This window comes from Stackebrandtia nassauensis DSM 44728, from assembly GCF_000024545.1.
GTDB classification, from domain to species: domain Bacteria; phylum Actinomycetota; class Actinomycetes; order Mycobacteriales; family Micromonosporaceae; genus Stackebrandtia; species Stackebrandtia nassauensis.
On the sequence record NC_013947.1, the window covers coordinates 2784116 to 2803123 of the forward strand.

Here is a 19008-nt window from a genome sequence, read left to right on the forward strand (position 1 = left end):
CGTGGCCACAATCGAACTCACCGAAGAGACCTTCAACTCCACCATCGAAGCCGACGGCATCGTCCTCGTCGATTACTGGGCGGAATGGTGTGGTCCGTGCAAGCGCTTCGGGCCGGTCTTCGAAGCCGCCAGCGACAAGCACGAGGACGTCGTCTTCGCGAAGGTGGACACCGAGGCCGAGCAGGGCATCGCCCAGGCCGCCAACATCACCTCCATCCCGACGCTGATGGCGTTCCGCGACGGCATCCTGGTGTTCGCGCAGCCGGGCGCGCTTCCGGCCACCGCCCTCGACGAGATCATCGGCAAGGTCCGTGACCTCGACATGGACGAGGTGCGCGCCCAGATCGCCGCCGAGGACAACTGACACCCGCACCGGTCAGTGCCGGTCGGCATGGCAAGATCGGTTGCCGACCGGCACGTACACGCGGGAAACGGGGGTACCGCTATTACAGTGCTCATTGTCGGCTCACAAGTTCGCCGAGCTACAAAGGACCCACATTGGACGTTGAACGGACCGCTCTCCCGGGCATCGGGCTTCGCTACGAGTTCGGCACCGAGCGCGGCCGCCGCATGGGCGTGGTGACGCACCGGTCCGGCCGTCGCGAACTGATCGTCTACGACCCCGACGACCCCGACTCCACCAGTGAGTGTGTGGTCCTGTCCGGTGAGGAGGCCAACGTGCTGGCCGAACTGCTGGGCGGCGCGCGGATCGTGGAGCGGCTGGCCGAACTGGAGCGGCAGGCCGACGGCCTGGTGTCGCGGCAGGTGCGCATCCACGACGGTTCCCCTTTCGACCACCGCACCCTCGGTGACACGCAAGCCCGATCCCGCACTGGAGCGTCCATAGTGGCGGTCGTTCGGCACGGCGAGGTGATCGCCAGCCCCCGTCCCGACTTCCGCTTCGAGACGGGCGACGTCGTGGTGGTCATCGGCACCGAGGACGGCACCAACGCGGTCGAATCGCTGCTGGCCAACGGATAGGGCCGCCAAGTGGAAACGGCTATGGTGCTGTTCGAGCTGGGCGGAGTCATCCTCGGGCTGGGCGTGCTGTCGGCGGTGGCCGGGCGGTTCGGCATCTCGCCGATCCCGCTGTACCTGCTGGCCGGGCTCGGCTTCGGCCTCGGCGGAGTGGCACCGCTGGACGCCGCCGAGGGCTTCATCGAGGTGGGCGGCGAGATCGGCGTCGTGCTGCTGCTGTTCGTCCTGGGCCTGGAATACACGGTCGGCGAACTGTTCGGGACGATGCGCAAGGGCGCCCCGGTCGGGGTGCTGGACCTCGTCATCAACGCCGCCCCCGGCGTCGGGATCGCGCTGCTGTTGGGCTGGGGCCCGGTGGCCGCCATGGTCATGGGCGGCGTCACCTACGTGACCTCCTCGGGTGTGACCGCCAAGGTCCTGGGCGACCTGGGCTGGCTCGGTAACCGCGAAACTCCCACGGTCCTGTCCATCCTGGTGATGGAGGACCTGGCCATGGCCCTGTACCTGCCGATCGTCACCACCCTGCTGGCCGGTCTGGCACTGGCGCAGGCCAGCCTCGGCCTGGCCATCGCCGCGGCGGCGGTCACCGTCGCGCTGCTCATCGCCGCGAAGTTCGGTGGCATCGTGGAGGCGTTCCTGCGCAGCCCCAGCAACGAGATCCTGGTGCTGAAGGTGCTGGGTCTGGTGCTGCTGATCGCGGGCCTGGCCGAGCACGTCCACGTCTCGGCGGCCGTGGGCGCCTTCCTGGTCGGCATCACGCTGTCGGGGGAGCTGGCCCACAGCGCCCGCGAACTCATCGCCCCCCTCAAGGACGTGTTCGCGGCGATCTTCTTCGTCGCCTTCGGTCTCCAGACCGATCCCGAGACACTGCCGCCGGTGCTGGGCATCGCGGTGGCGCTGGCCGTCGTCGGCATCGCCACCAAGATGACCACCGGCTGGGTCGCCGCCCGCCGCGCCGGAGTCGGATCCACCGGTGCGCTGCGCGCCGGAACCCTGCTGATCCCGCGCGGCGAGTTCAGCATCGTGATCGCGGGCCTGGCGGTGACCTCGAAGATGGTCGACCCCAAACTCGGTCCGTTGGTCGCCGCGTACGTACTGGTGCTCATCGTCCTGGGCCCGCTGCTGTCGCGGCTGGTGGAGCCGGTGGCCAAGGGCCGCAGGCGCCGCAAACGCAAGGCCGCCGCGAAGCAGCGGCAGGATTCGCTCGCCGAAAGTATTGGTTAACACAATTTACTGTTCTATGATCGCCCGATGCGTTTGATCCTGGGCAGCCACACCGCCGTCGGCGTGGCCGACACGGCCACCGGCGCCGTCACCGCGCGCCGCGAACTACTGCAACCGACCTTCGTCGCCGCCGCGTCGGACCGCTCGTGGCTGTACGCGGTCAGCGAGGACCCCGACGGCCCCGGCAAGCTGCTGGCCCTGCGCCACAACGGTTCCGACCTCGACGGCGAGATCGTCGCGCGCCTCAGCGGCGACACCGGCCCGTGCCACGTCAGCCTCCACCCCGACGGCCGCCACGCGCTCGTGTCGCACTACACCGGCGGCAGCCTCGGCGTGGTCCCACTGGCCGCCGACGGAACCCCCGGTATCGGGGCCAGCGTCGTCCGCCACTCCGGTACCGGCCCGGACCCGCAGCGCCAGGAGGGCCCACACGCTCACCAGGCCGTCACTGACCCCAGCGGACAGTGGATTGTGGCCTGTGACCTCGGCGCCGACGAGGTGGTCGTGTACCGCCTCGACGAGTACCGACTCCGCCGCCACTCCGTCGCGGCGTTCCCGCCGGGGCACGGCGTACGGCACCTGGCCTTCGCGCCCGACGCCCGGCACGCGTACGTCGCCGCCGAACTGAGCTCCCAACTGGTGATGTGCGACTGGGACTCGGGCTCCGGCGTCCTGTCGCCCGGCAAGTCGATCGACACCAGCCACGGCCGGGTCCGCAACTATCCCGGCGCCGTCCTCGTGTCGCCCGACGGCGCGAACGTCTACGTCACCAACCGGGGCGAGGACTCGATCGCCGTCGTCGACACCGCCGACTTCACCCTGCGTGAAACCGTCGACTGTGGTGGCATCTGGCCCCGCGACGCCTGCCTGTCCCCGGACGGTCAGCGGCTGTACGTCGCCAACGAACGCTCCGGAACCGTCACCGGTTTCGACCTCGACGACGGCATCCCGGTACCGTCCGGTCCCGTCATCGGCTTCGACGGCGTCACCAGCGTGCTGGCGTTGTCGGACTGACCTACTCGACGGTGACCTTCACCGAGTGCAGGCCGGTCGCCCCGTCGGGCGCCACCGGCGCCACCTTCTCGGTCTGGGTCTCGCCGTCGCCGTCGACGGCGCGCACCGTCAGGGTGTGCGTTCCGGGTTCGGCGTCCTTCCAGGTCCACTTCCACTGCCGCCACACGTCCGTGGACGCCTCGGCGGCCAGCTCGGCCTCGCGCCAGTCCTCATTGTCCACCCGAACCTCCACCGCTTCGATGCCCCGGTGCTGCGCCCACGCGACCCCGGCCACCGTCACCGTGCCCGCCTTGGCACTCGAACTTGGCGTGTCGATACGGGAGGTCGTCTTGATGGGGGAGGGGGTGGACCAGCCGCGCGGAATCCAGTACGCGTCGAAGTCGTCGAAGCTGGTCAGCTGCAACTCCGTCAGCCACTTCGTGGCCGACACGTACCCGTACAGGCCCGGGACGATCATCCGCACCGGGAAACCGTGGTCCACCGGCAGCGGCTCACCGTTCATGCCCACCGCCAGCATCGCGTCCCGGCCGTCGCGGCACAACTCCGTCGGCGCTCCGGCGGTGAAGCCGTCACTCGACCGGCCCACCAACTGGTCGGCGCCCTTGTGGGGTTTGACCTTGTCCAGGATGTCGGACAGCCGCACCCCCAGCCAGCGGGCGTTGCCCACCAACGGGCCACCGACCTCATTGGAGACACAGCTGATGGTGATGTCGCGCTCGATGAGCGGCATGTCGAGGATGTCCTGGTAACTGAGGTCCAGTTCCCGTTCCACCCGGCCGTACACCCGCAGCCGGTACTGCGCCGGGTCCAGTTTGGGCACCGTCAGCGCCGTGTCGATGCGGTAGAAGTCGCCGTTGGGGGTGTGCCACGGCGTGATCCCCTTGACCTTCAGCTTCGTCGACGCCGGCAGCCCCGGAGCCGGGTCGGCCGGTGCGGGCAGTTTGATCTCGCCGCGCGCCTGCTCGACCATCGAACCCTGGCCCAGCGTCCGGGCCGCGAAGCCGCCCACCCCCGCCGCCGCGACGGCGGCACCGGCGGTCACCATGAACCGCCGCCGCCCGAACATCCGGGGATCCTCGGCCGCCGGTTCCTGACCGGCGGGCAACTCCAGCAGCAGGTACAGCAGCACCGCGGCTCCCGCCCCGCCCATCACCGACGGCAGCGCCGCCAGCGCCTCGGCGGTCGGACGGGTGACCGCCGACAGCACGCCGATCGCGGTGAACACCACGATCCCGGCCATGCCGTAGGCGAGCCGACGCCGGGCCAGAATCCCGATCCCGGCGGCGAACACCCCCAAAAGCACCAGCGTCCCGCCCAGCAGCAGCGGTTTGTCGGCGGTGCCGAAAGTCTCCTTCGCCCAGCGGTCCAGCCCTTCCGGCGAGATCGCGATGACGGCGTCACCGACGGCCGACAGCGGCGCCGACAGTGGCGTGATGAAGGCGGCGACAATTTCCCCGAGTCCCAAAGCCGTTGCGGCGGCGGCGATCCCGGCAATGGCCGCCCGGCGCGTTGTGATGGTCACGCCATCCATCTTGCACCGTCGCGTGACGAAAACCCACAACGGTAATCGGACCGTAAGGTTCACGGCAGTCGGACAAATGTCTGCGTTCGGCGAATGCTGATGCCAGGATGGGGGGAAGTTTCTCGTGAAGGAGGTCGAAATGCTGTCTCGCCCGTGGCGCCTGTTCCTCGTCGGTCTCGCCTCGTGTGTGTTGCTGGCCTCGGCACAGGCACCCGCCGGAGCCACCGGCGACGTCCCCTCCTCGATGGCGGCGCTCGGCGACTCGCTGACCCGCGGCTTCAACTCCTGCGGCTGGCTGTTCGACTGCACCGTGCGGTCGTGGAGCACCGGCGACAGCGAACAGGTCGCCTCGCACTACTCCCGCATCCTGGCCGTCAACCCCGAGATCCAGGGCAACGTCTACAACAACGCCCAGACCGGCGCCGACTCCAACCAGCTGGTCAAACAGGCCCAGAAGGCGGTGCGGCAGCAGGTCGAGTACGTCACGATCCTGATCGGTGCCAACGACGTGTGCGCGCTGTACGAGGAACGCGTCACCCCCACCGACAAGTACCGCTCCAACGTGGACGCGGGCCTGGCGGTGCTGAGACAGGGACTGCCCGACGCCGACATCCTGGTGCTGAGCGTCCCGGACGTGGTGCGGCTGTGGGAGATCGGGCGCGCCGACCCCGAAGCGGTGCGCACCTGGAAGCTGGCCAAGATGTGCGAGACGGTGCTGGCCAACCCCACCTCGGACGCACCGGTCGACGTCGACCGCCGCGAACGCATGGGCCGCCAGGTCGACGAGTACAACGTCCAGCTGGAAGAGGCGTGCCGCGACTACGGCCCCAAGTGCCGCTTCGACGGCGGCCTGGTCCACAACTATCCGTTCACACTGGAACAGATGTCGAAGTGGGACTACTTCCACCTCAACGCCGCCGGGCAGGCCGCGATCTCGCAGGCCACCTACCAGTGGTTAATACGCCCGCGGGATCACCGCCGCCCGACTCGGTTAACCTCGTGACGCGTGACACGACGTCAAACCCTCCACGTCGTGGCGATCGCCGGAGTCGTCCTGGCCGCCGCGAGCTTCGTCTTCATGTTCGTGGCGATGCCCGAGGTGGACTTCCTGCGCCATCCGGTGTCCATCTACGAGAACAAACAGCCCGGCTTCACCGGTTACATCATCGCCACCGCCGGTATCGCGGTGTCGTGCACCGCGCTGGCCCTCACGACCACCGGCTGGCCCCGGCTGGTGCTGGCCACCGCGGCGCTGGCCTTCGTGGTCGCGGCGGTCTTCCCCACCGACCCGGGCACCGGCGTCGACACCGTCGCCGGGTACATCCACCGCTACGCCTCCGGCACCGGCTTCGGCCTGGTCATCATCGCCGGGTTCCTGGCCTTCGCCACCACCACGGGCTGGCGCCGCCCGGCACTGCTGTGGCTGTCGGTCACCAACGTGGTGCTCATGGCCCTTGTGGTCATCAACACCTTCTTCCCGACCTTCGCCGACGGCCGCGACTGGCGGGGCCTGCCGCAGCGGCTGCTGCTGTTCACGCTGGCAGCGGTGCTGGTGATGCTCGCCTCGAACCGCGCCTCGACGGCCGGATCCCGGCGACCACGCGAGGCCGACGCCGCGACGCGCTGGTAGGAATGGGGAATGACAGACACCGACTCGCAAACCCCGGTCCCGACCGCCGCCGATGAGGTCGTCGAGCTGTGCCGTGACCTGATCCGCATCGACACCACCAACACCGGCGACACCAACACCTCCGCCGGGGAACGGACCGCGGCCGAGTACGTGGCCGCCAAGCTCGCCGAGGTCGGTCTGGAGCCGAAGATCTACGAGAGCGCGCCCGGCCGGGCCACCGTCGTGGCCCGTTACGAGGGCGCCGACTCCTCCCGTCCGGCGCTGCTTTTGCACGGCCACCTGGACGTGGTGCCCGCCGACGCCAGCGAGTGGAGCGTGCACCCGTTCTCGGGGGAGGAGAAGGACGGCTACATCTGGGGCCGGGGCGCGGTGGACATGAAGGACTTCGACGCGATGCTGCTGGCGGTGGTGCGGCAGTGGAAGCGCGAGGGCCGGGTGCCGCCGCGCGACTTCGTGCTGATGTTCCTGGCCGACGAGGAGGCCGCCGGCGGCTACGGCGCCCACTTCATGATCGACGAGCACCGCGAGGTCTTCGACGGCGTCACCGAGGCGGTCGGCGAGGTCGGCGGCTTCTCGGTGTCGGTCAACAACGACCTGCGGCTGTACATGATCGAGACCGCCGAGAAGGGTTTGGACTGGCTGCGGCTGACCGTCAACTCCCGGCCCGGCCACGGCTCGATGATCCACGACGACAACGCCGTCACCCAGCTGAGCGAGGCGGTGGCCCGGGTGGGACGGCACAGGTTCCCGATCGAGCTGACCCCCACGGTGCGGGCCTTCCTCGAAGAGGTCGCCGAGGTCCTCGACATCGAGATCGACTACGACAATCCCGAAGCCGCGATCGCCAAACTGGGCCCGATCGCGCGCATCATCGGCGCCACCATCCGGCACACCGCCAACCCGACCCGGCTGGAGGCCGGGTACAAGGAGAACGTCATCCCCGGCAAGGCCACCGCCACCATCGACTGCCGTCCGCTGCCGGGCCGCACCGAGGAGTTCCTGGCCCAGCTGCGCGAGATCATCGGCCCCGACATCGAGATCGAGCACGTGCACCAGCAGCCCGGACTGGAGACCACTTTCGACGGACAGCTCGTCGACGCGATGGCCGAGTCGTTGCGGCACTTCGACCCGGGCGCGCGACCGGTTCCGTACATGTTGTCCGGTGGCACCGACGCCAAGGCGTTCCACCGGCTCGGCATCCGCGGCTTCGGTTTCGCGCCGCTGAAACTGCCAGCCGACCTTGACTTCTCGGCGCTGTTCCACGGCATCGATGAGCGGGTTCCGACCGATGGACTACGGTTCGGTGTGCGAGTGTTGGACCGGTTTCTTTCCCAGACCTGAATGGGGGTCTTATGTCGGACGAATTGACCGCTGCCCTGGAGGCCATGATCGACGCCGCCCGCACCCATCTGGAGCGGGTGCGCGCGGCGGCCGGCCGGGTCGACGACGAGTCGGTGTGGCACGCCTATGTGGACTTGAACAACGCCGCGTGCCGCTACGACGAGATCCTGCGGACCCGGTTCGACGAGGTCACCCCGTTCGACGTCGAACCGCTGGAGGTGAGCGAGACCGAGCCCGACCCTCGCTCCGCCGTCGTGGCCGAGGAGGCGGTGGAACCCGACGCCGAGCCGACCCTGATCGCGGTACGGCAGCGCCGCGATTACCTGGTGCCCAGCGTTTCGGCGCTGTTGAACGCGGCCGAGCGGGCCCGCGAGGAGGTGCCCGACCCCGAGGACGACGAGCAGCCGCTGCGCGGCATCGGCGACGCGGTGCTGGAACTGCTGCACGCCGGTGACGGCAGTCTGCGCAGTCTGGACGTTCCGGAACTGACCCCATTGGACGGGATCGTGGCCATCAACGACATCCACGTGGGACTGGATGTCGGCGGCACCGCCGACGGGGCCGAGAACGCCGCCTTCGTCCTCGACGGGGATGGTCCGATCATCGGCAGGATGGACGAGCGGTCGTTCCACACCGACGACCGGCACGTCGACTTCGCCGAGGACCGGGATAAGTGAGGTTCTAGAAACACAGCCCCGGCAGCAGGGTTCTGCTGCTTGTCTTGCGTCTGAGGGTGACCTTGCGCGTCCCGTCCGCATAGCGGCGCACGCGGGCCAGCTCCCAACCGCCGTACTCGGCGGCCACAGACAACTGCGCCTGTGCGGACAGATTGTCTATGTCCGTCGGCAGGCGCAGCGGGGCGTACTCATAAGAACCTGGTGAACTCGATTCGTCGTCCATGCCGTCATCTTCCTCTTTCAGCGTGGATTTGGCCACCACCCAGCCGCGAGGAGTTCGTGGAAAAGTCACCGGCCCCGGATACCACTGAGATCCGGGGCCGGTGCGGTGAGAGTGATGTTAGAAGGTGACGTCCGAGCACTGGTAGAAGGCGTTACCGGTGTCGGCGATGGTCCACACCGCGAAAATCACGTGGTGCCCGCTGCGCGAGGGCAGGTTCCCGGAGTGCGAGATGTCCCACGGTGGCCGCTGGCCACCGTAGGGGACGGTCAAGAACGGGGTCAGGTCGAGCGCCGAACGGGTCAGTTTCGCGGTCTGGTTCCAGCCGGGCTTGGTGATGAAGTACTCCCACTTGGTGGTGGCGTGGGCCGCGGTGAAGTGCCAGCTGAAGGTGAAGGTTCCGGCCGACACCTTCTTGGACGGCCAGCCGGTGCCGCCGCGCTGGTCGTCCAGCGGGGCCCAGCGGCTGTCGCCACCGGCGCAAAGCGCCCCGTCGCGCGGACCGGCGCTGGGGAAGCCCTTCGGGCCTTCGACGCTTTGCGGCTCCCACTGGATGGCACCGCAGTTGGTCACGGTGCCTTGTTTACAGTGGAGGGACCGGCTGGTGGGGTTGGTGGTGTAGCCGTGCGCGGAGGCCGGGGTGGCCGCCACGACGCTGAGTACCACGGTGGCGAGGAAGCCTGCCGCTATCGCGGCGGCGACCTTGGTGAATCGGGGAAGGGCCATGGGCTTGGCTCCTGTTCATGCGATGGGCGGTGATCTCGCTGTGCCGCCGGGCGAGCGGCATTAAATAGAAACTTTGCTAAGTGTAGATGAATTAATGGGACGAGTCCAGACTTCGTGCCCGCTTTGTTCTGCGCCGCAACACAAACAAGTAGCCCAAGCGAAAGCCCCGGTTCACGACGAGCGTGAACCGGGGCTTTCGGACGTCTGACGCCGTCAGGCGTTCTCGATGATGTCGACGTACTCGGTCTTCTTGCCGCCGTCGGACTTCTCGGTCGAGGTCCACAGGCCCGGCATGTTGTCGGGCTGCGCCGACTCCTCCGGCTGCCACCACAGCGCCACCGAGGCGCCGCCTTCCCGCATACCCGACAGCACCGACTTCATCATCTCCGGTGAGCTGGGGCCCTGCGGGGCCGAGAAGGCGTAGAACTCCGACCACCAGATCGGCAGGTCGGTGCGCTCAGCGATCCACTGGGTGATGGCCTTGAACTTCTCACCGGACTGCTTCACGTCCGGGTAGAAGCCGTCGCGGGTCTCGGTACCGCCGTCGACGGTGAAGAACTCGGCACCGTCGTTGTTCTTCAGCCAGTACTCGATCGCGTCGAGGTCACGCTGGTCGACGTTGCCCCACTCGCCCTGCAGCTTCGACGGCGCGGGCGACTCGTCGGCGTTCTTGTAGGTGTTCAGCGAGACGTACGGTCCGCCCAGTTCCGCGTTCGGGCTGACCTCCTTCACCGCCTTGTACACCTTGTTGTAGAACTCGGTGAAGCCCTCGTAGTCCCAGCGGTTCTTCGACTCGTCCCAGAAACCCTTGAACTCGTTCCACACCTGGAAGTACTTCACGTCCGGGTAGCGCTCGGCCGTCTCGGCGGCCAGCTGCGCGTACTCGTCGTAGTACTCCTTGGTGGGAGCCTCGTCCATGGACCAGTCGTCGCCACTGGGCTTCATCCAGCCCGGCGCCGAGCACAGGGTGATCACGGGCGTGCCACCGGTCTCGTCGATCAACTGCATCCGCGCGTCGAGACTCTTCCAGTCCCGCTTGTCGGAGTTCTGGTCCGGCCACGGATTCGCGGTGCCCCAGCCCATCAGGTGCGCGTTCTGGAGACCGCCGACGTCCTTCATGACACCCTTGGCCGATTCCAGCGCCTCGGGGTCGGACTCGTGCATGTCCGGGGAAGTGTTCACATGGGTCATACCGACCTGGAAGTCAGCGGCATCGGCATAGGCGGCGTAGCCGACGGTTCCGGTGATGGCCAAGGCAACCGCGGCCACACCGGTGGTGATGGCCTTGAGCTTGAACTTCCCGTCGCTGCCGCGAAAGAGACTGCGCAACCTTCCTCCAAGAGTCGTGTCCGAGGGTCCCGCTGGGGCACAGGACTCATCAAGACGACAGCATACCCAGAACGAAAGTCCAAGTGTGAACCACAGTTGCCTTGACCAATAAGCGATCTATATCGGTCGATATCAGAATTTCACCGACTCGACCCGGTACCACACCTCCCACTCGACGGCGTCGTCGTCTTTGGACCGCGAGTGGTTCTCGTCGCGCGGTCCGTACGCGGCGACCCAGGTCTCCGGCGGGTAGGAGAAGCTGCGGCGGTAGCGGACGCTGCGCGCGGGGTGCGGCAGCGGCAACCGGTCTCCAGCGTGGAGTGTCAGCGTCATCGCGTCGGTCTCACCGACGAACCCGTCGAAGATGACCGTGTCCAGCGGAATCTCCACCAGTTTCTTCGACCGCGCCGCCAGCGCGTTGCCGTTGGGCAGCGGGATCACCGTCGACACGGTGCGTTTGGCGTCGTGGCTGAAGCCCACGCACGCGGTCACGCAGGCGGCGTCCTTACGGGACGGCCAGTGCCGGTCACCGGTGATGGCCACCCGCTCCAGGGTGACGCGGATGCGCGACACCGGCAGCGGCGCCTTGGCCCGGCGCAGCCGGACCTCGTAGGTGCTGCCACCGACGATCTCGCCGCGCTGACGTTGCAGCACCGACAGCCGCTGGCGCTGCCCGTAGGGGATCTTGTGGTTGCCCTTGACCACCAGCAATCCCTGGAGCCTGCCGCCGCCCTTGACCGAGACGCCGCGGATCTGGCTGGGCCGCAGCGAGTCGAACTCGAACAGCCGCGAGTGGTCGAGCTTGCTCCACAGTTCCTTGTGGTCGACCTCGACGTCCTCGTCGGGGTGCGAGTACCAGGTGCCGATGTCCTCGCCCTCGCGCAGTTTGTACTCGCTGACACCCACCAGCTGCTTCTTGACGTCGATGTCGATGGGTTCGGTGAGCATCCCGATGGTGCCGCTGACGAAGTTGTCCGGCTTGACGATGATGTCGATGCGGTCGTCCTCGCGCAGCGCGTTGTGGAACAGGATCGGCACCAGCGTCGGCACCGGCCTCGGGCCGGGCGAGTTGATCACGTGCAGGTTCTTCAGGCACACCCGCTTCTCGTTCTTGATCAGCACGTTCGGGTTGGTCTCGGTGGTCGTGATCGGATCGTCGGCGCACGACACCACCGCAATCAGGCAGCTGTGGGTGGTGGCCGAGGCCGGGACCGTCCAGTCCCACGACACGATGACCGGCCGGTTGGGCTCCAGGACGCTGATGTTCTGGGCCGGTCCGATCGGCTCCCAGTCGACGGTGGACGACAGGTTGAAGTCCGGCGGCACCAGCGCGTTGGGCAGACTCGGCAGCCCGCCCGCGGCCGAGGCGAAGAACGCCCGCACCGACACGTCGGTGGTGGGCTCCCAGCCTCGGTTGTGGACCTGGAGGTAGAAGCGGTTGTTGACGGTCCGTTTCGGGTCCTCGTGGTCGACGTCGTCGTCGAACTCCACGCCGTCGAAGACCGGGTCCGTCGTGTAGTACGGCGAGGTGTCGACCTTGATGTCGGGGCTCTCCCAGAAGTGGACGGTGTCGCCCACGTCGTTGGGGTTGGGTTCGCCGCTGGGCGACGGCGTCAGCTCTCCGACGTCGAGGATGCTGTCGCGCAGGTAGACGTCCACACTGGGCTCGATGACGGCCGGGGCGATGCTCACCTTGTACATGCCGCGCCCGAAGGTGGCCGCGTACATCGTCTCGTCATCGACGTCGATGTGCAGGTCGGCGATGACGACGTTGGGGATGCCGTTGTCGAAGGCCAGCCAGCTGACGCCGCCGTCGGTGGACTGGAACACCCCGATGTCGGTGCCGACCCAGATGGTGTCGTGGTCGGTGGGGTGCAGCACGATCGCGTTGACGCTGACGTTGGGCAACCCGGCGCTGAGGTCGGTCCAGGTGGTCCCGGCGTCGCCGGAGTGCCACACCGACTGCGGTGAGCCCATCCCGGTGGCGCCGTAGGTGACGAACACGCTGTCGGCGTCGTCGGCGTGCACCGCCAGGTCGGTGACCGGACGCGAGGTCGGCAGCGAGGCGTCGGTGACGTCGGTCCACGGGTTGGTGCCGCCGCCGTCGTCGCTGCGGTACACATTGCCCTGTCCGACCCGCGAATAGGTGTTGCCGGTGCCGGCGTACACCCGGTTGGAGTCCGACGGGGCCACCGCGATGGCGCTGACGGTGGCGGCCAGCGTCTGGCTCGACTGCGTCCACGGGGTGGCGCAGCCGTCGAGGGTGCGGAACACCCGGTTGGTGCCGCAGTACAGCCGGTCGGGATCGTCGGGGTCCATGGTGATGACGCCGGTCCACGGCGTGGTGCCGACCAGGCCCGCGGTCTTGGCGACCCAGGTGTTGCCGCCGTCGGTGGACTTCTCGATCTGGGTGCCCTGGTACTCGGCGTAGATGGTGCGCGGATCGGTGGGGTGGGTGACGAAGTACATGCCGTCGCCGCCGTGGATGGGCCGCCAGGTCAGGCCGCCGGTGGTCATGTTGGTGCCCTGGTCCTGGGTGCCGCCGCCCACGACGGTGGAGATGTGCTCCCACGAACCCAGGTCGTAGAACTGGCTGATGACCATGCCGTGGCTGGCCTTCTTGAAGCTCGCGCCGCCGTCGGTGGACTTGTAGAAGCCGCCGTCGTTGCACTCGTACACGATGTTCGGGTCCGAGGGCGCGAACACCGCCTGGTGCTGGTCGGAGTGCAGCCCCGGGATCGCCGCCCAGGTGACCCCGCCGTCGGTGGTGCGTTCCAGTCCGACGCTGCCGGCGTACAGGACGTCCTCATTGGTGGGTGACACCGCCACCAGGTCGCACCAGCCGGTCCAGCCCGCGCCGTGGCTGCCGGGCAGCGTCGTCCACGAGTCGCCGCCGTCGGTGGTCACCCGGACGGTGCCGACGCTCTTGCACACCAGGAAGTCCTCGCCGCTGGCCCCGCCCAGGCCCATCGCGATCTTCACCCACTGGGCCGCGGCCCCGGTCGGTCCGGCGCCCAGCAGGCTCCACGACGCCCCGGCGTCCTCGCTGCGGTAGATCCCGTCATTGTGGACGCACGCGTACAGCAGGTCGCCGCTGGAGTCGATGCACGCGTCGCTGACCTGCCCGCTCAGCAGCGTCGTCCAGGTGGCGCCGCCGTCGGTGCTGTACTCGAAGCCGTCCTGGCCCGCCACGAAGACGGTGTCGACATTGGCCGGTGAGGCCAGCACCCTGGTGACGCGCCGGTTGACCAGTCCCGCCTGCAGAGCCCAGGTGTTGCCGCCGTCGTTGGACACGTACATGCCCGCGCCGGGGAAGTTGTGCCCCGAACCGTAGGAGTTGGCCCGCACGCCCTCGCCGGTGCCCGCGTAGATCACGTCCGGGTCGACGGGGGAGACGGCCAGTCCGCCGATCGCCAGCGAGTCCTCCTGGTCCCACAGTGGATACCAGGACTGGGCGCCGTCGGTGCTGCGCCACACGCCGCCGCTGGCGGCCCCGGCGTAGACGCGGTCGGCGTCGGTCGGGTGGACGGCCAGGCACTTGACCCGACCGTTGATGTTGCGCGGCCCGATCGAGAACCACGGCGTGCCCGGACCGGCCGGAGCGTAGGCGGTGCGCAGCTTCGCGGTCTTGCGCTGCCGCTCGATCATCTCCCGCTTGCGCTTCAGCCCCTGCTCGCGCTCGTCGTTGATGACACGGTCGTCGTCGCTGCGTTGCAGGTGGAACCACTGCGACCGCCACTCCAGCTTGCGATGCCGTTTGGCGTAGTCCAACCGATCGCCGTTTTCCTTCAACATGTGGCCCTCCTCGAGTCACCGGTGATTCCCGTGACGGAGACATCCGTCTGTAATCACCTAACTCAAGTTGAGTCCTAAAGCGAAGTGCCCAAGGGCTCTACGGCGGTAGAGTCACTGCCCCGCAACGGTTCTCAGAACGAACGAGATACCCGGTCACGCGGGGGCCAAGGCGGCGAACCGCTCGGCGCGCAGCTTGCCGATCCACGAATCGTCCAGTTCGGGCAGTTCGTCGCGGTCGCGGTCGATCGCCCAGGCCAGCAACTGGTCGGCCAGGCCGGGATTGCGGGCCAGCGCCGGGCCGTGCAGGTAGGTCCCCACCATCTTGCCGCTCCAGGCGCCCTCGGTGCTGCCGTCGTTGCCGATGCCGTGGGTGACGCTCGACAGCGACATGGTGGCCGGTCCCAGGTGGGTGCGGCCACCGTGGTTCTCGAAGCCGGTCAGGTCCTCAAGACCCAGCTTCGGATTGACCTCACCGGACAGTTCGCCCACCGCCCGTTTCACGTCCCGGTCGGAGCGCATGTCGAACAGCCCCAGCCCGGCCCGCACCTGCCCGGAGGCCACGAACGACTCGCCCAGCAGCTGGTATCCGGCGCACACGGCGAACACCACCTTCCCAGCGCCGGCGGCCTCGTTGAGCGCCCCGTCGGCGATCAGCTTCTCGGCCGCGAGGGCCTGCGCGCCGTCCTCGCCGCCGCCGATCAGGTAGATGTCGCCCTCGCGGGGAATCGGCCGGTCGGAGCGGACCGTGATGGACTCGGTCAGGATGCGCCGGGATTCGGCGCGGTGCGCCAGGATCAGCAGGTTGCCGCGGTCCCCGTAGGTGGACAGCAGATCCGGGTAGATCCACACCAGACGCAGCAGGCTAGTTGACACGATCGAACTCCGCTCGGATGTCTTGGAAGGCGGTGTAGTTGGCGATGACCTCGACGTCGCCGGGCGGGACGGCGGCGATCGCGGCCGAGATGTCCTTGACGACCTCGAACTCGATGCCGTTGACCTGAAGGCGCACCGCCAGGTCCATCCGCCGGTCCCCGATGGCCAGCACCCGCCGCCCCTGTACGGGGGAGAAGTCCACATCGTAGATCCACGAGGTGTCGTAGCCGTCGACCTCGCGGGCGTTGAGCGACAACACCACCGGGCAACGCGGCTCCAGCATGTCGAAGGCCTCCAGCCACCCGGCCGGGTTCTTCGACAGCAGCAGCCGCACCCGGCGCCGGTCGCGTCGCACCACCGCGTAGCGGCCCGCCACCGACTTCACCTGCGTCAGTCGCGGCGCGGCCAGCGCGGGCGGGATGCCGAAGGTGCTGGCCACGGCCAGCGCGGTGGCCGCGTTGGTCCGGTTGACCTGACCCGGCAGCCGCAGGTCCAGCTCGATGTTCTCGCCCTCGGGCGTGATGACCTGGTCGCCGTCGACGTTCCAGTCCGGCGTCGGCCGGGCCAGTTCACATTCGTTGCAGCGCCAGAACTCGCCGAACCGCTCCAGGTGCTTGCCGCACTGCGGGCACACCCAGGAGTCCTCCTGCCAGCGCTGCCCGCCGGCGATCCAGGTGACGTGCTGGCAGGGCCCGGCGGCCCAGGTGACCCAGGGGTCGTCGGCGTTGGCGATGACCGGGATGTCGGGCGCGGCTGCCAGCGCGTCGCGCCACTTGACGGCCAGTTTGGACACCTCCATGGCCCGGTCCAGCTGGTCCCGCGACAGGTTCAGCAGCGCGATGACCCGCGGCGTGGCCTCGGCCAGCAACAGCGGCAGATAGTGTTCGTCCACTTCGAGGGCACAGTTGACGGCCTCGCGGTTCTTGGCCAGCGCCGTAGTATGACCGGTGGGCATGTTGGCCCCGAACGAGTTCGTCGCCACCGGTCCCTCGACCTCGAGGGCCGCGGCGGTGAACCGGGTGGTGGTGGTCTTGCCGTTGGTCCCCGATATCAGCGCCACCCGCCGCCCGGCCGCCAGCAGCGTCAACAGCCGCGGCTCGATGGTCAGTCCTACCTTGCCCCCGATGACCGAACCGTCGCCACGCCCGCTCACCCGCGACAAGGTCGCGGCGGTCCGCAACATCGCGGTCGCGAATCGGGCGCGCGGTGGAAGGTTGATCATATTTTTTGTCACCTGTCCCTCACTAATTCGTCGGGAAAGTCTGCCACATACGCTGATTGCCATTGGCCGCCACTGGGTTAAAAGGCCCGGACGAATTTTTGTCCCCTAACGGGTGAGCCTCGGATGGCCAAGATCATTTTTGCGGAACCCTCCACCTTCCTCCACCGACGACACGCTGGGTGTTTGACCGTCCGTATCGGGAAAAGTAACGCAAACGGCCCATGACGGTGGAGGAAAGTGGAGTAAGGTGGAGCGCACTGGTGGGGTCAACCAACACCATCACCGCACCTTCGGCCAGGGCAGGGGAGGGAGACCGATGTTTCTCGGTACCCACACACCCCGGCTCGACGACAAAGGACGGTTGATCCTTCCGGCGAAGTTTCGCGACGAACTCGCAGGAGGCCTGGTGATCACGAAGGGGCAGGAGAGGTGCCTTTACGTGTTCCCCATGCCGGAATTCCAGCGGATCGCCGACGAGCTCCACAAGGCACCGATGACCAACAAGGCCGCCCGCGCCTACAACCGGGTGTTCTTCGCCAGCGCTCACGACGAGATCCCCGACAAGCAGGGCCGGGTGACCATTCCGGCGCACTTGCGCGAGTACGCCGGTCTCGATCGCGAGCTGGTGGTGATCGGTGCCAGTAGCCGAGTAGAGATCTGGGATGCCGAAGCGTGGCAGACCTACCTGAGTGACAGCGAGGAGGCTTTCGCGGACATAGAGGAGGGGGAACTGCCCGCGGGTTTGTAGGACGGTCAGGATTCAGGCTTCCGTACCGCCTGGTCCCCACCCGCCCACCGCGTACCTGACATTCCTTCCCCGGTGCCAGGTATGTGATGGGGCGGTTGGGGTCCAGGCGATACGGGCCAACGAGACACAGGGGTCGGATGATGACGAAGTATGGTGCGCCGGACCGGGCACACGTACCGGTCTTCGCCGAGCGGGTGTGCCAGCTGCTGGCCCCCGCCTTCGATCGCCCCGACCCGGTCTGCGTCGACGCCACCCTCGGCGCCGGTGGCCACTCACTCGCGCTGCTGGAGGCCCACCCGAGCCTCACCGTCATCGGCATCGACCGCGACCCCGACGCCCTGGAGCTGGCGGGCAAACGTCTGGCCCGCTTCGGCGACCGGTTCCGTCCCGCCCGCGCCGTCTACGACGAACTCGACGAGGTGCTCGACGAGACCGGCGTGGACCAGATCTCCGGAATCCTGTTCGACCTCGGCGTGTCGTCGATGCAGTTGGACGTCGCCGAGCGCGGCTTCGCCTACGCGCAGGACGCCCCGCTGGACATGCGGATGGACCAGAGCCAGGGCATGACCGCCGCCGAGGTCGTCAACAGCTACGCCGAGCGGGACCTGTCGCGGATCCTGCGGATCTACGGCGAGGAGCGCTTCGCGCCGCGCATCGCCAAATCGATTGTGGCGCAACGCAAACGCGCCCCGATCGAGTCGAGCCGCGAACTCGCCGACCTGGTTCGCGACGCGGTCCCGGCCGCCACCCGGCGCCGGGGCGGCAACCCCTCCAAGCGGACCTTCCAGGCGCTGCGCATCGAGGTCAACCGGGAGCTGGACGTGCTTCGCGACGCGTTGCCGCGCGCGATCGACGCCCTGGCCCCCGACGGCCGCATAGTGGTGCTGTCCTATCACTCCCTTGAGGACCGCATCGTGAAGCGCGAACTGGGGGAGCGGACCAAGTCCTCGGCCCCGGCCGGGCTTCCCATCGACGTACCCGGTACCGAACCGACGCTGCGGTGGCTGACCAAGGGGGCTCAGCCACCGTCCGAAGCCGAGATCGCCGCCAATCCACGGGCAGCGTCGGCGAAACTGCGCGCCGCGCAGAAATTGGGTGGACGGAACCAGGACCACGATAGACACTCGCAAGGGGAGGAAAGACGATGAGTACGGCCAGGGGTGAGAACCGTGTCGGAGCGCAGCGGCGCCCGGCAACCGACGACGCTGTCAAGAGCGCCCGCCGCAAGGCGCGGGCCGCCGATTCGCGCCGTCGTGCGCTGCTGTCGCAGGACCGCGCCGTCACCGACGGTTCGCTGGCGCTGTCGCCGGTGGCCGAGCCGGTCGAGGTGGAGACGCCCAAGCCGCGCCGCGACCAGACCACCGCTCCGGCGCGTTCGGCCCGCAAGGCCCCGCCGGAGCCGGTGACCACCGCCCGCATGCCCTTCGTACTGTCCATTCTGGGGCTGATCGCGGGTGGCATCGTCGGACTGCTGGTGCTCAACACCGCGATCAACGGCAACGCCTTCGAACTGCAGGACCTGCGGGAGAAGCAGACCAAACTGGACGCCAAGGAGCAGCGGCTCACCGACGAGCTCGCCGACGTCAAGGCGCCCGGCAACCTCGCCGCCGCGGCCGACCGGCTGGGTCTGGTCGAGGCCGAGGAGATCACCTACCTGCGACTTCCCGACGGCAAGGAGCTGAAGATGCCGACCCCTGGGGGTAACTGAG

General features: G+C 68.1%; 18 protein-coding genes. 11 read left to right on the plus strand and 7 right to left on the minus strand.

The window, feature by feature from the left end:
- The first annotated feature begins 1 nt into the window (after window position 1).
- From trxA to SNAS_RS13045, 4 genes are all read left to right on the plus strand, one after another.
- Window positions 2-364 carry a thioredoxin gene (gene trxA / locus SNAS_RS13030; protein ID WP_013017895.1) on the plus strand — a complete coding sequence of 121 codons (363 nt, stop codon included), beginning with the start codon at window positions 2-4 and terminating at the stop codon, window positions 362-364.
- Window positions 365-498: 134 nt separating this feature from the next.
- On the plus strand, window positions 499-981 hold the full coding sequence (locus SNAS_RS13035; RefSeq protein ID WP_013017896.1) for a cation:proton antiporter regulatory subunit: 483 nt from the start codon (window positions 499-501) through the stop codon (window positions 979-981).
- Between the two features lie 21 nt (window positions 982-1002).
- Complete coding sequence (locus SNAS_RS13040; RefSeq protein WP_013017897.1) at window positions 1003-2202, plus strand: cation:proton antiporter; 1200 nt, start codon at window positions 1003-1005, stop codon at window positions 2200-2202.
- Between the two features lie 27 nt (window positions 2203-2229).
- Entirely contained in the window at window positions 2230-3216 is a 987-nt protein-coding gene (locus SNAS_RS13045; protein ID WP_013017898.1) for a lactonase family protein, read from the plus strand.
- A gap of 1 nt (window position 3217) precedes the next feature.
- On the opposite strand, the gene SNAS_RS13050 is transcribed toward SNAS_RS13045, so the two are convergent.
- Window positions 3218-4747 carry a molybdopterin-dependent oxidoreductase gene (locus SNAS_RS13050; RefSeq protein WP_013017899.1) on the minus strand — a complete coding sequence of 510 codons (1530 nt, stop codon included), beginning with the start codon at window positions 4745-4747 and terminating at the stop codon, window positions 3218-3220.
- A 130-nt stretch (window positions 4748-4877) separates the two neighbouring features.
- On the opposite strand from SNAS_RS13050, the gene SNAS_RS13055 reads away from it, so the two are divergent.
- Genes SNAS_RS13055 through SNAS_RS13070 form a run of 4 tightly spaced genes read left to right on the plus strand, consistent with a single transcriptional unit; the run spans window position 4878 to window position 8386 of the window.
- A complete protein-coding gene (locus SNAS_RS13055; RefSeq protein ID WP_013017900.1) occupies window positions 4878-5741 on the plus strand; it encodes an SGNH/GDSL hydrolase family protein in 864 nt (287 codons plus the stop codon).
- A gap of 3 nt (window positions 5742-5744) precedes the next feature.
- Window positions 5745-6368 carry a DUF998 domain-containing protein gene (locus SNAS_RS13060; protein ID WP_144300479.1) on the plus strand — a complete coding sequence of 208 codons (624 nt, stop codon included), beginning with the start codon at window positions 5745-5747 and terminating at the stop codon, window positions 6366-6368.
- A gap of 9 nt (window positions 6369-6377) precedes the next feature.
- A complete protein-coding gene (locus SNAS_RS13065) occupies window positions 6378-7709 on the plus strand; it encodes a M20/M25/M40 family metallo-hydrolase (protein WP_013017902.1) in 1332 nt (443 codons plus the stop codon).
- 11 nt (window positions 7710-7720) lie between these two features.
- The gene (locus tag SNAS_RS13070; protein ID WP_013017903.1) at window positions 7721-8386 is read left to right on the plus strand and encodes a hypothetical protein; all 666 of its coding nucleotides are present in this window, start codon (window positions 7721-7723) and stop codon (window positions 8384-8386) included.
- A 4-nt stretch (window positions 8387-8390) separates the two neighbouring features.
- On the opposite strand, the gene SNAS_RS13075 is transcribed toward SNAS_RS13070, so the two are convergent.
- The 6 genes from SNAS_RS13075 to SNAS_RS13100 form a co-directional block, all read right to left on the minus strand.
- Complete coding sequence (locus SNAS_RS13075) at window positions 8391-8609, minus strand: DUF5703 family protein (RefSeq protein WP_013017904.1); 219 nt, start codon at window positions 8607-8609, stop codon at window positions 8391-8393.
- Window positions 8610-8726: 117 nt separating this feature from the next.
- Window positions 8727-9332, minus strand: a complete 606-nt coding sequence (locus SNAS_RS13080) for a lytic polysaccharide monooxygenase auxiliary activity family 9 protein (protein ID WP_013017905.1) — start codon at window positions 9330-9332, stop codon at window positions 8727-8729.
- Between the two features lie 213 nt (window positions 9333-9545).
- Window positions 9546-10661: a glycoside hydrolase family protein gene (locus SNAS_RS13085; protein WP_013017906.1), complete on the minus strand. Its 1116-nt coding sequence runs from the start codon at window positions 10659-10661 to the stop codon at window positions 9546-9548.
- A 132-nt stretch (window positions 10662-10793) separates the two neighbouring features.
- A complete protein-coding gene (locus SNAS_RS13090; RefSeq protein ID WP_013017907.1) occupies window positions 10794-14456 on the minus strand; it encodes a WD40/YVTN/BNR-like repeat-containing protein in 3663 nt (1220 codons plus the stop codon).
- Window positions 14457-14609: 153 nt separating this feature from the next.
- Window positions 14610-15329: a type 1 glutamine amidotransferase gene (locus tag SNAS_RS13095; RefSeq protein ID WP_013017908.1), complete on the minus strand. Its 720-nt coding sequence runs from the start codon at window positions 15327-15329 to the stop codon at window positions 14610-14612.
- Window positions 15319-16551: a Mur ligase family protein gene (locus SNAS_RS13100; protein WP_013017909.1), complete on the minus strand. Its 1233-nt coding sequence runs from the start codon at window positions 16549-16551 to the stop codon at window positions 15319-15321. The genes SNAS_RS13095 and SNAS_RS13100 overlap by 11 nt, the downstream gene beginning before the upstream one ends.
- Before the next feature lie 316 nt (window positions 16552-16867).
- On the opposite strand from SNAS_RS13100, the gene mraZ reads away from it, so the two are divergent.
- The 3 genes from mraZ to ftsL all read left to right on the plus strand — a co-directional run bounded on the left by mraZ (window position 16868) and on the right by ftsL (window position 19007).
- Window positions 16868-17299, plus strand: coding sequence for a division/cell wall cluster transcriptional repressor MraZ (gene mraZ, locus SNAS_RS13105; RefSeq protein ID WP_013017910.1), 432 nt, complete (start codon window positions 16868-16870; stop codon window positions 17297-17299).
- Between the two features lie 137 nt (window positions 17300-17436).
- Entirely contained in the window at window positions 17437-18447 is a 1011-nt protein-coding gene (gene rsmH / locus SNAS_RS13110; RefSeq protein ID WP_013017911.1) for a 16S rRNA (cytosine(1402)-N(4))-methyltransferase RsmH, read from the plus strand.
- Window positions 18444-19007: a cell division protein FtsL gene (ftsL, locus tag SNAS_RS32720; protein WP_013017912.1), complete on the plus strand. Its 564-nt coding sequence runs from the start codon at window positions 18444-18446 to the stop codon at window positions 19005-19007. Before rsmH ends, ftsL begins: the two co-directional genes overlap by 4 nt.
- Window position 19008: the final 1 nt, after the last annotated feature.

Bases quoted from the DNA above. Each gene is read 5' to 3' on its own strand.
- SNAS_RS13040 (WP_013017897.1), top strand. From the start codon at position 1,003: ATGGTGCTGTTCGAGCTGGGCGGAGTCATCCTCGGGCTGGGCGTGCTG.
- SNAS_RS13045 (WP_013017898.1), top strand. From the start codon at position 2,230: ATGCGTTTGATCCTGGGCAGCCACACCGCCGTCGGCGTGGCCGACACG.
- SNAS_RS13050 (WP_013017899.1), bottom strand. From the start codon at position 4,747: ATGGATGGCGTGACCATCACAACGCGCCGGGCGGCCATTGCCGGGATC.
- SNAS_RS13055 (WP_013017900.1), top strand. From the start codon at position 4,878: ATGCTGTCTCGCCCGTGGCGCCTGTTCCTCGTCGGTCTCGCCTCGTGT.
- SNAS_RS13065 (WP_013017902.1), top strand. From the start codon at position 6,378: ATGACAGACACCGACTCGCAAACCCCGGTCCCGACCGCCGCCGATGAG.
- SNAS_RS13070 (WP_013017903.1), top strand. From the start codon at position 7,721: ATGTCGGACGAATTGACCGCTGCCCTGGAGGCCATGATCGACGCCGCC.
- SNAS_RS13075 (WP_013017904.1), bottom strand. From the start codon at position 8,609: ATGGACGACGAATCGAGTTCACCAGGTTCTTATGAGTACGCCCCGCTG.
- SNAS_RS13080 (WP_013017905.1), bottom strand. From the start codon at position 9,332: ATGGCCCTTCCCCGATTCACCAAGGTCGCCGCCGCGATAGCGGCAGGC.
- SNAS_RS13090 (WP_013017907.1), bottom strand. From the start codon at position 14,456: ATGTTGAAGGAAAACGGCGATCGGTTGGACTACGCCAAACGGCATCGC.
- SNAS_RS13100 (WP_013017909.1), bottom strand. From the start codon at position 16,551: ATGATCAACCTTCCACCGCGCGCCCGATTCGCGACCGCGATGTTGCGG.
- mraZ (WP_013017910.1), top strand. From the start codon at position 16,868: ATGTTTCTCGGTACCCACACACCCCGGCTCGACGACAAAGGACGGTTG.
- rsmH (WP_013017911.1), top strand. From the start codon at position 17,437: ATGATGACGAAGTATGGTGCGCCGGACCGGGCACACGTACCGGTCTTC.
- ftsL (WP_013017912.1), top strand. From the start codon at position 18,444: ATGAGTACGGCCAGGGGTGAGAACCGTGTCGGAGCGCAGCGGCGCCCG.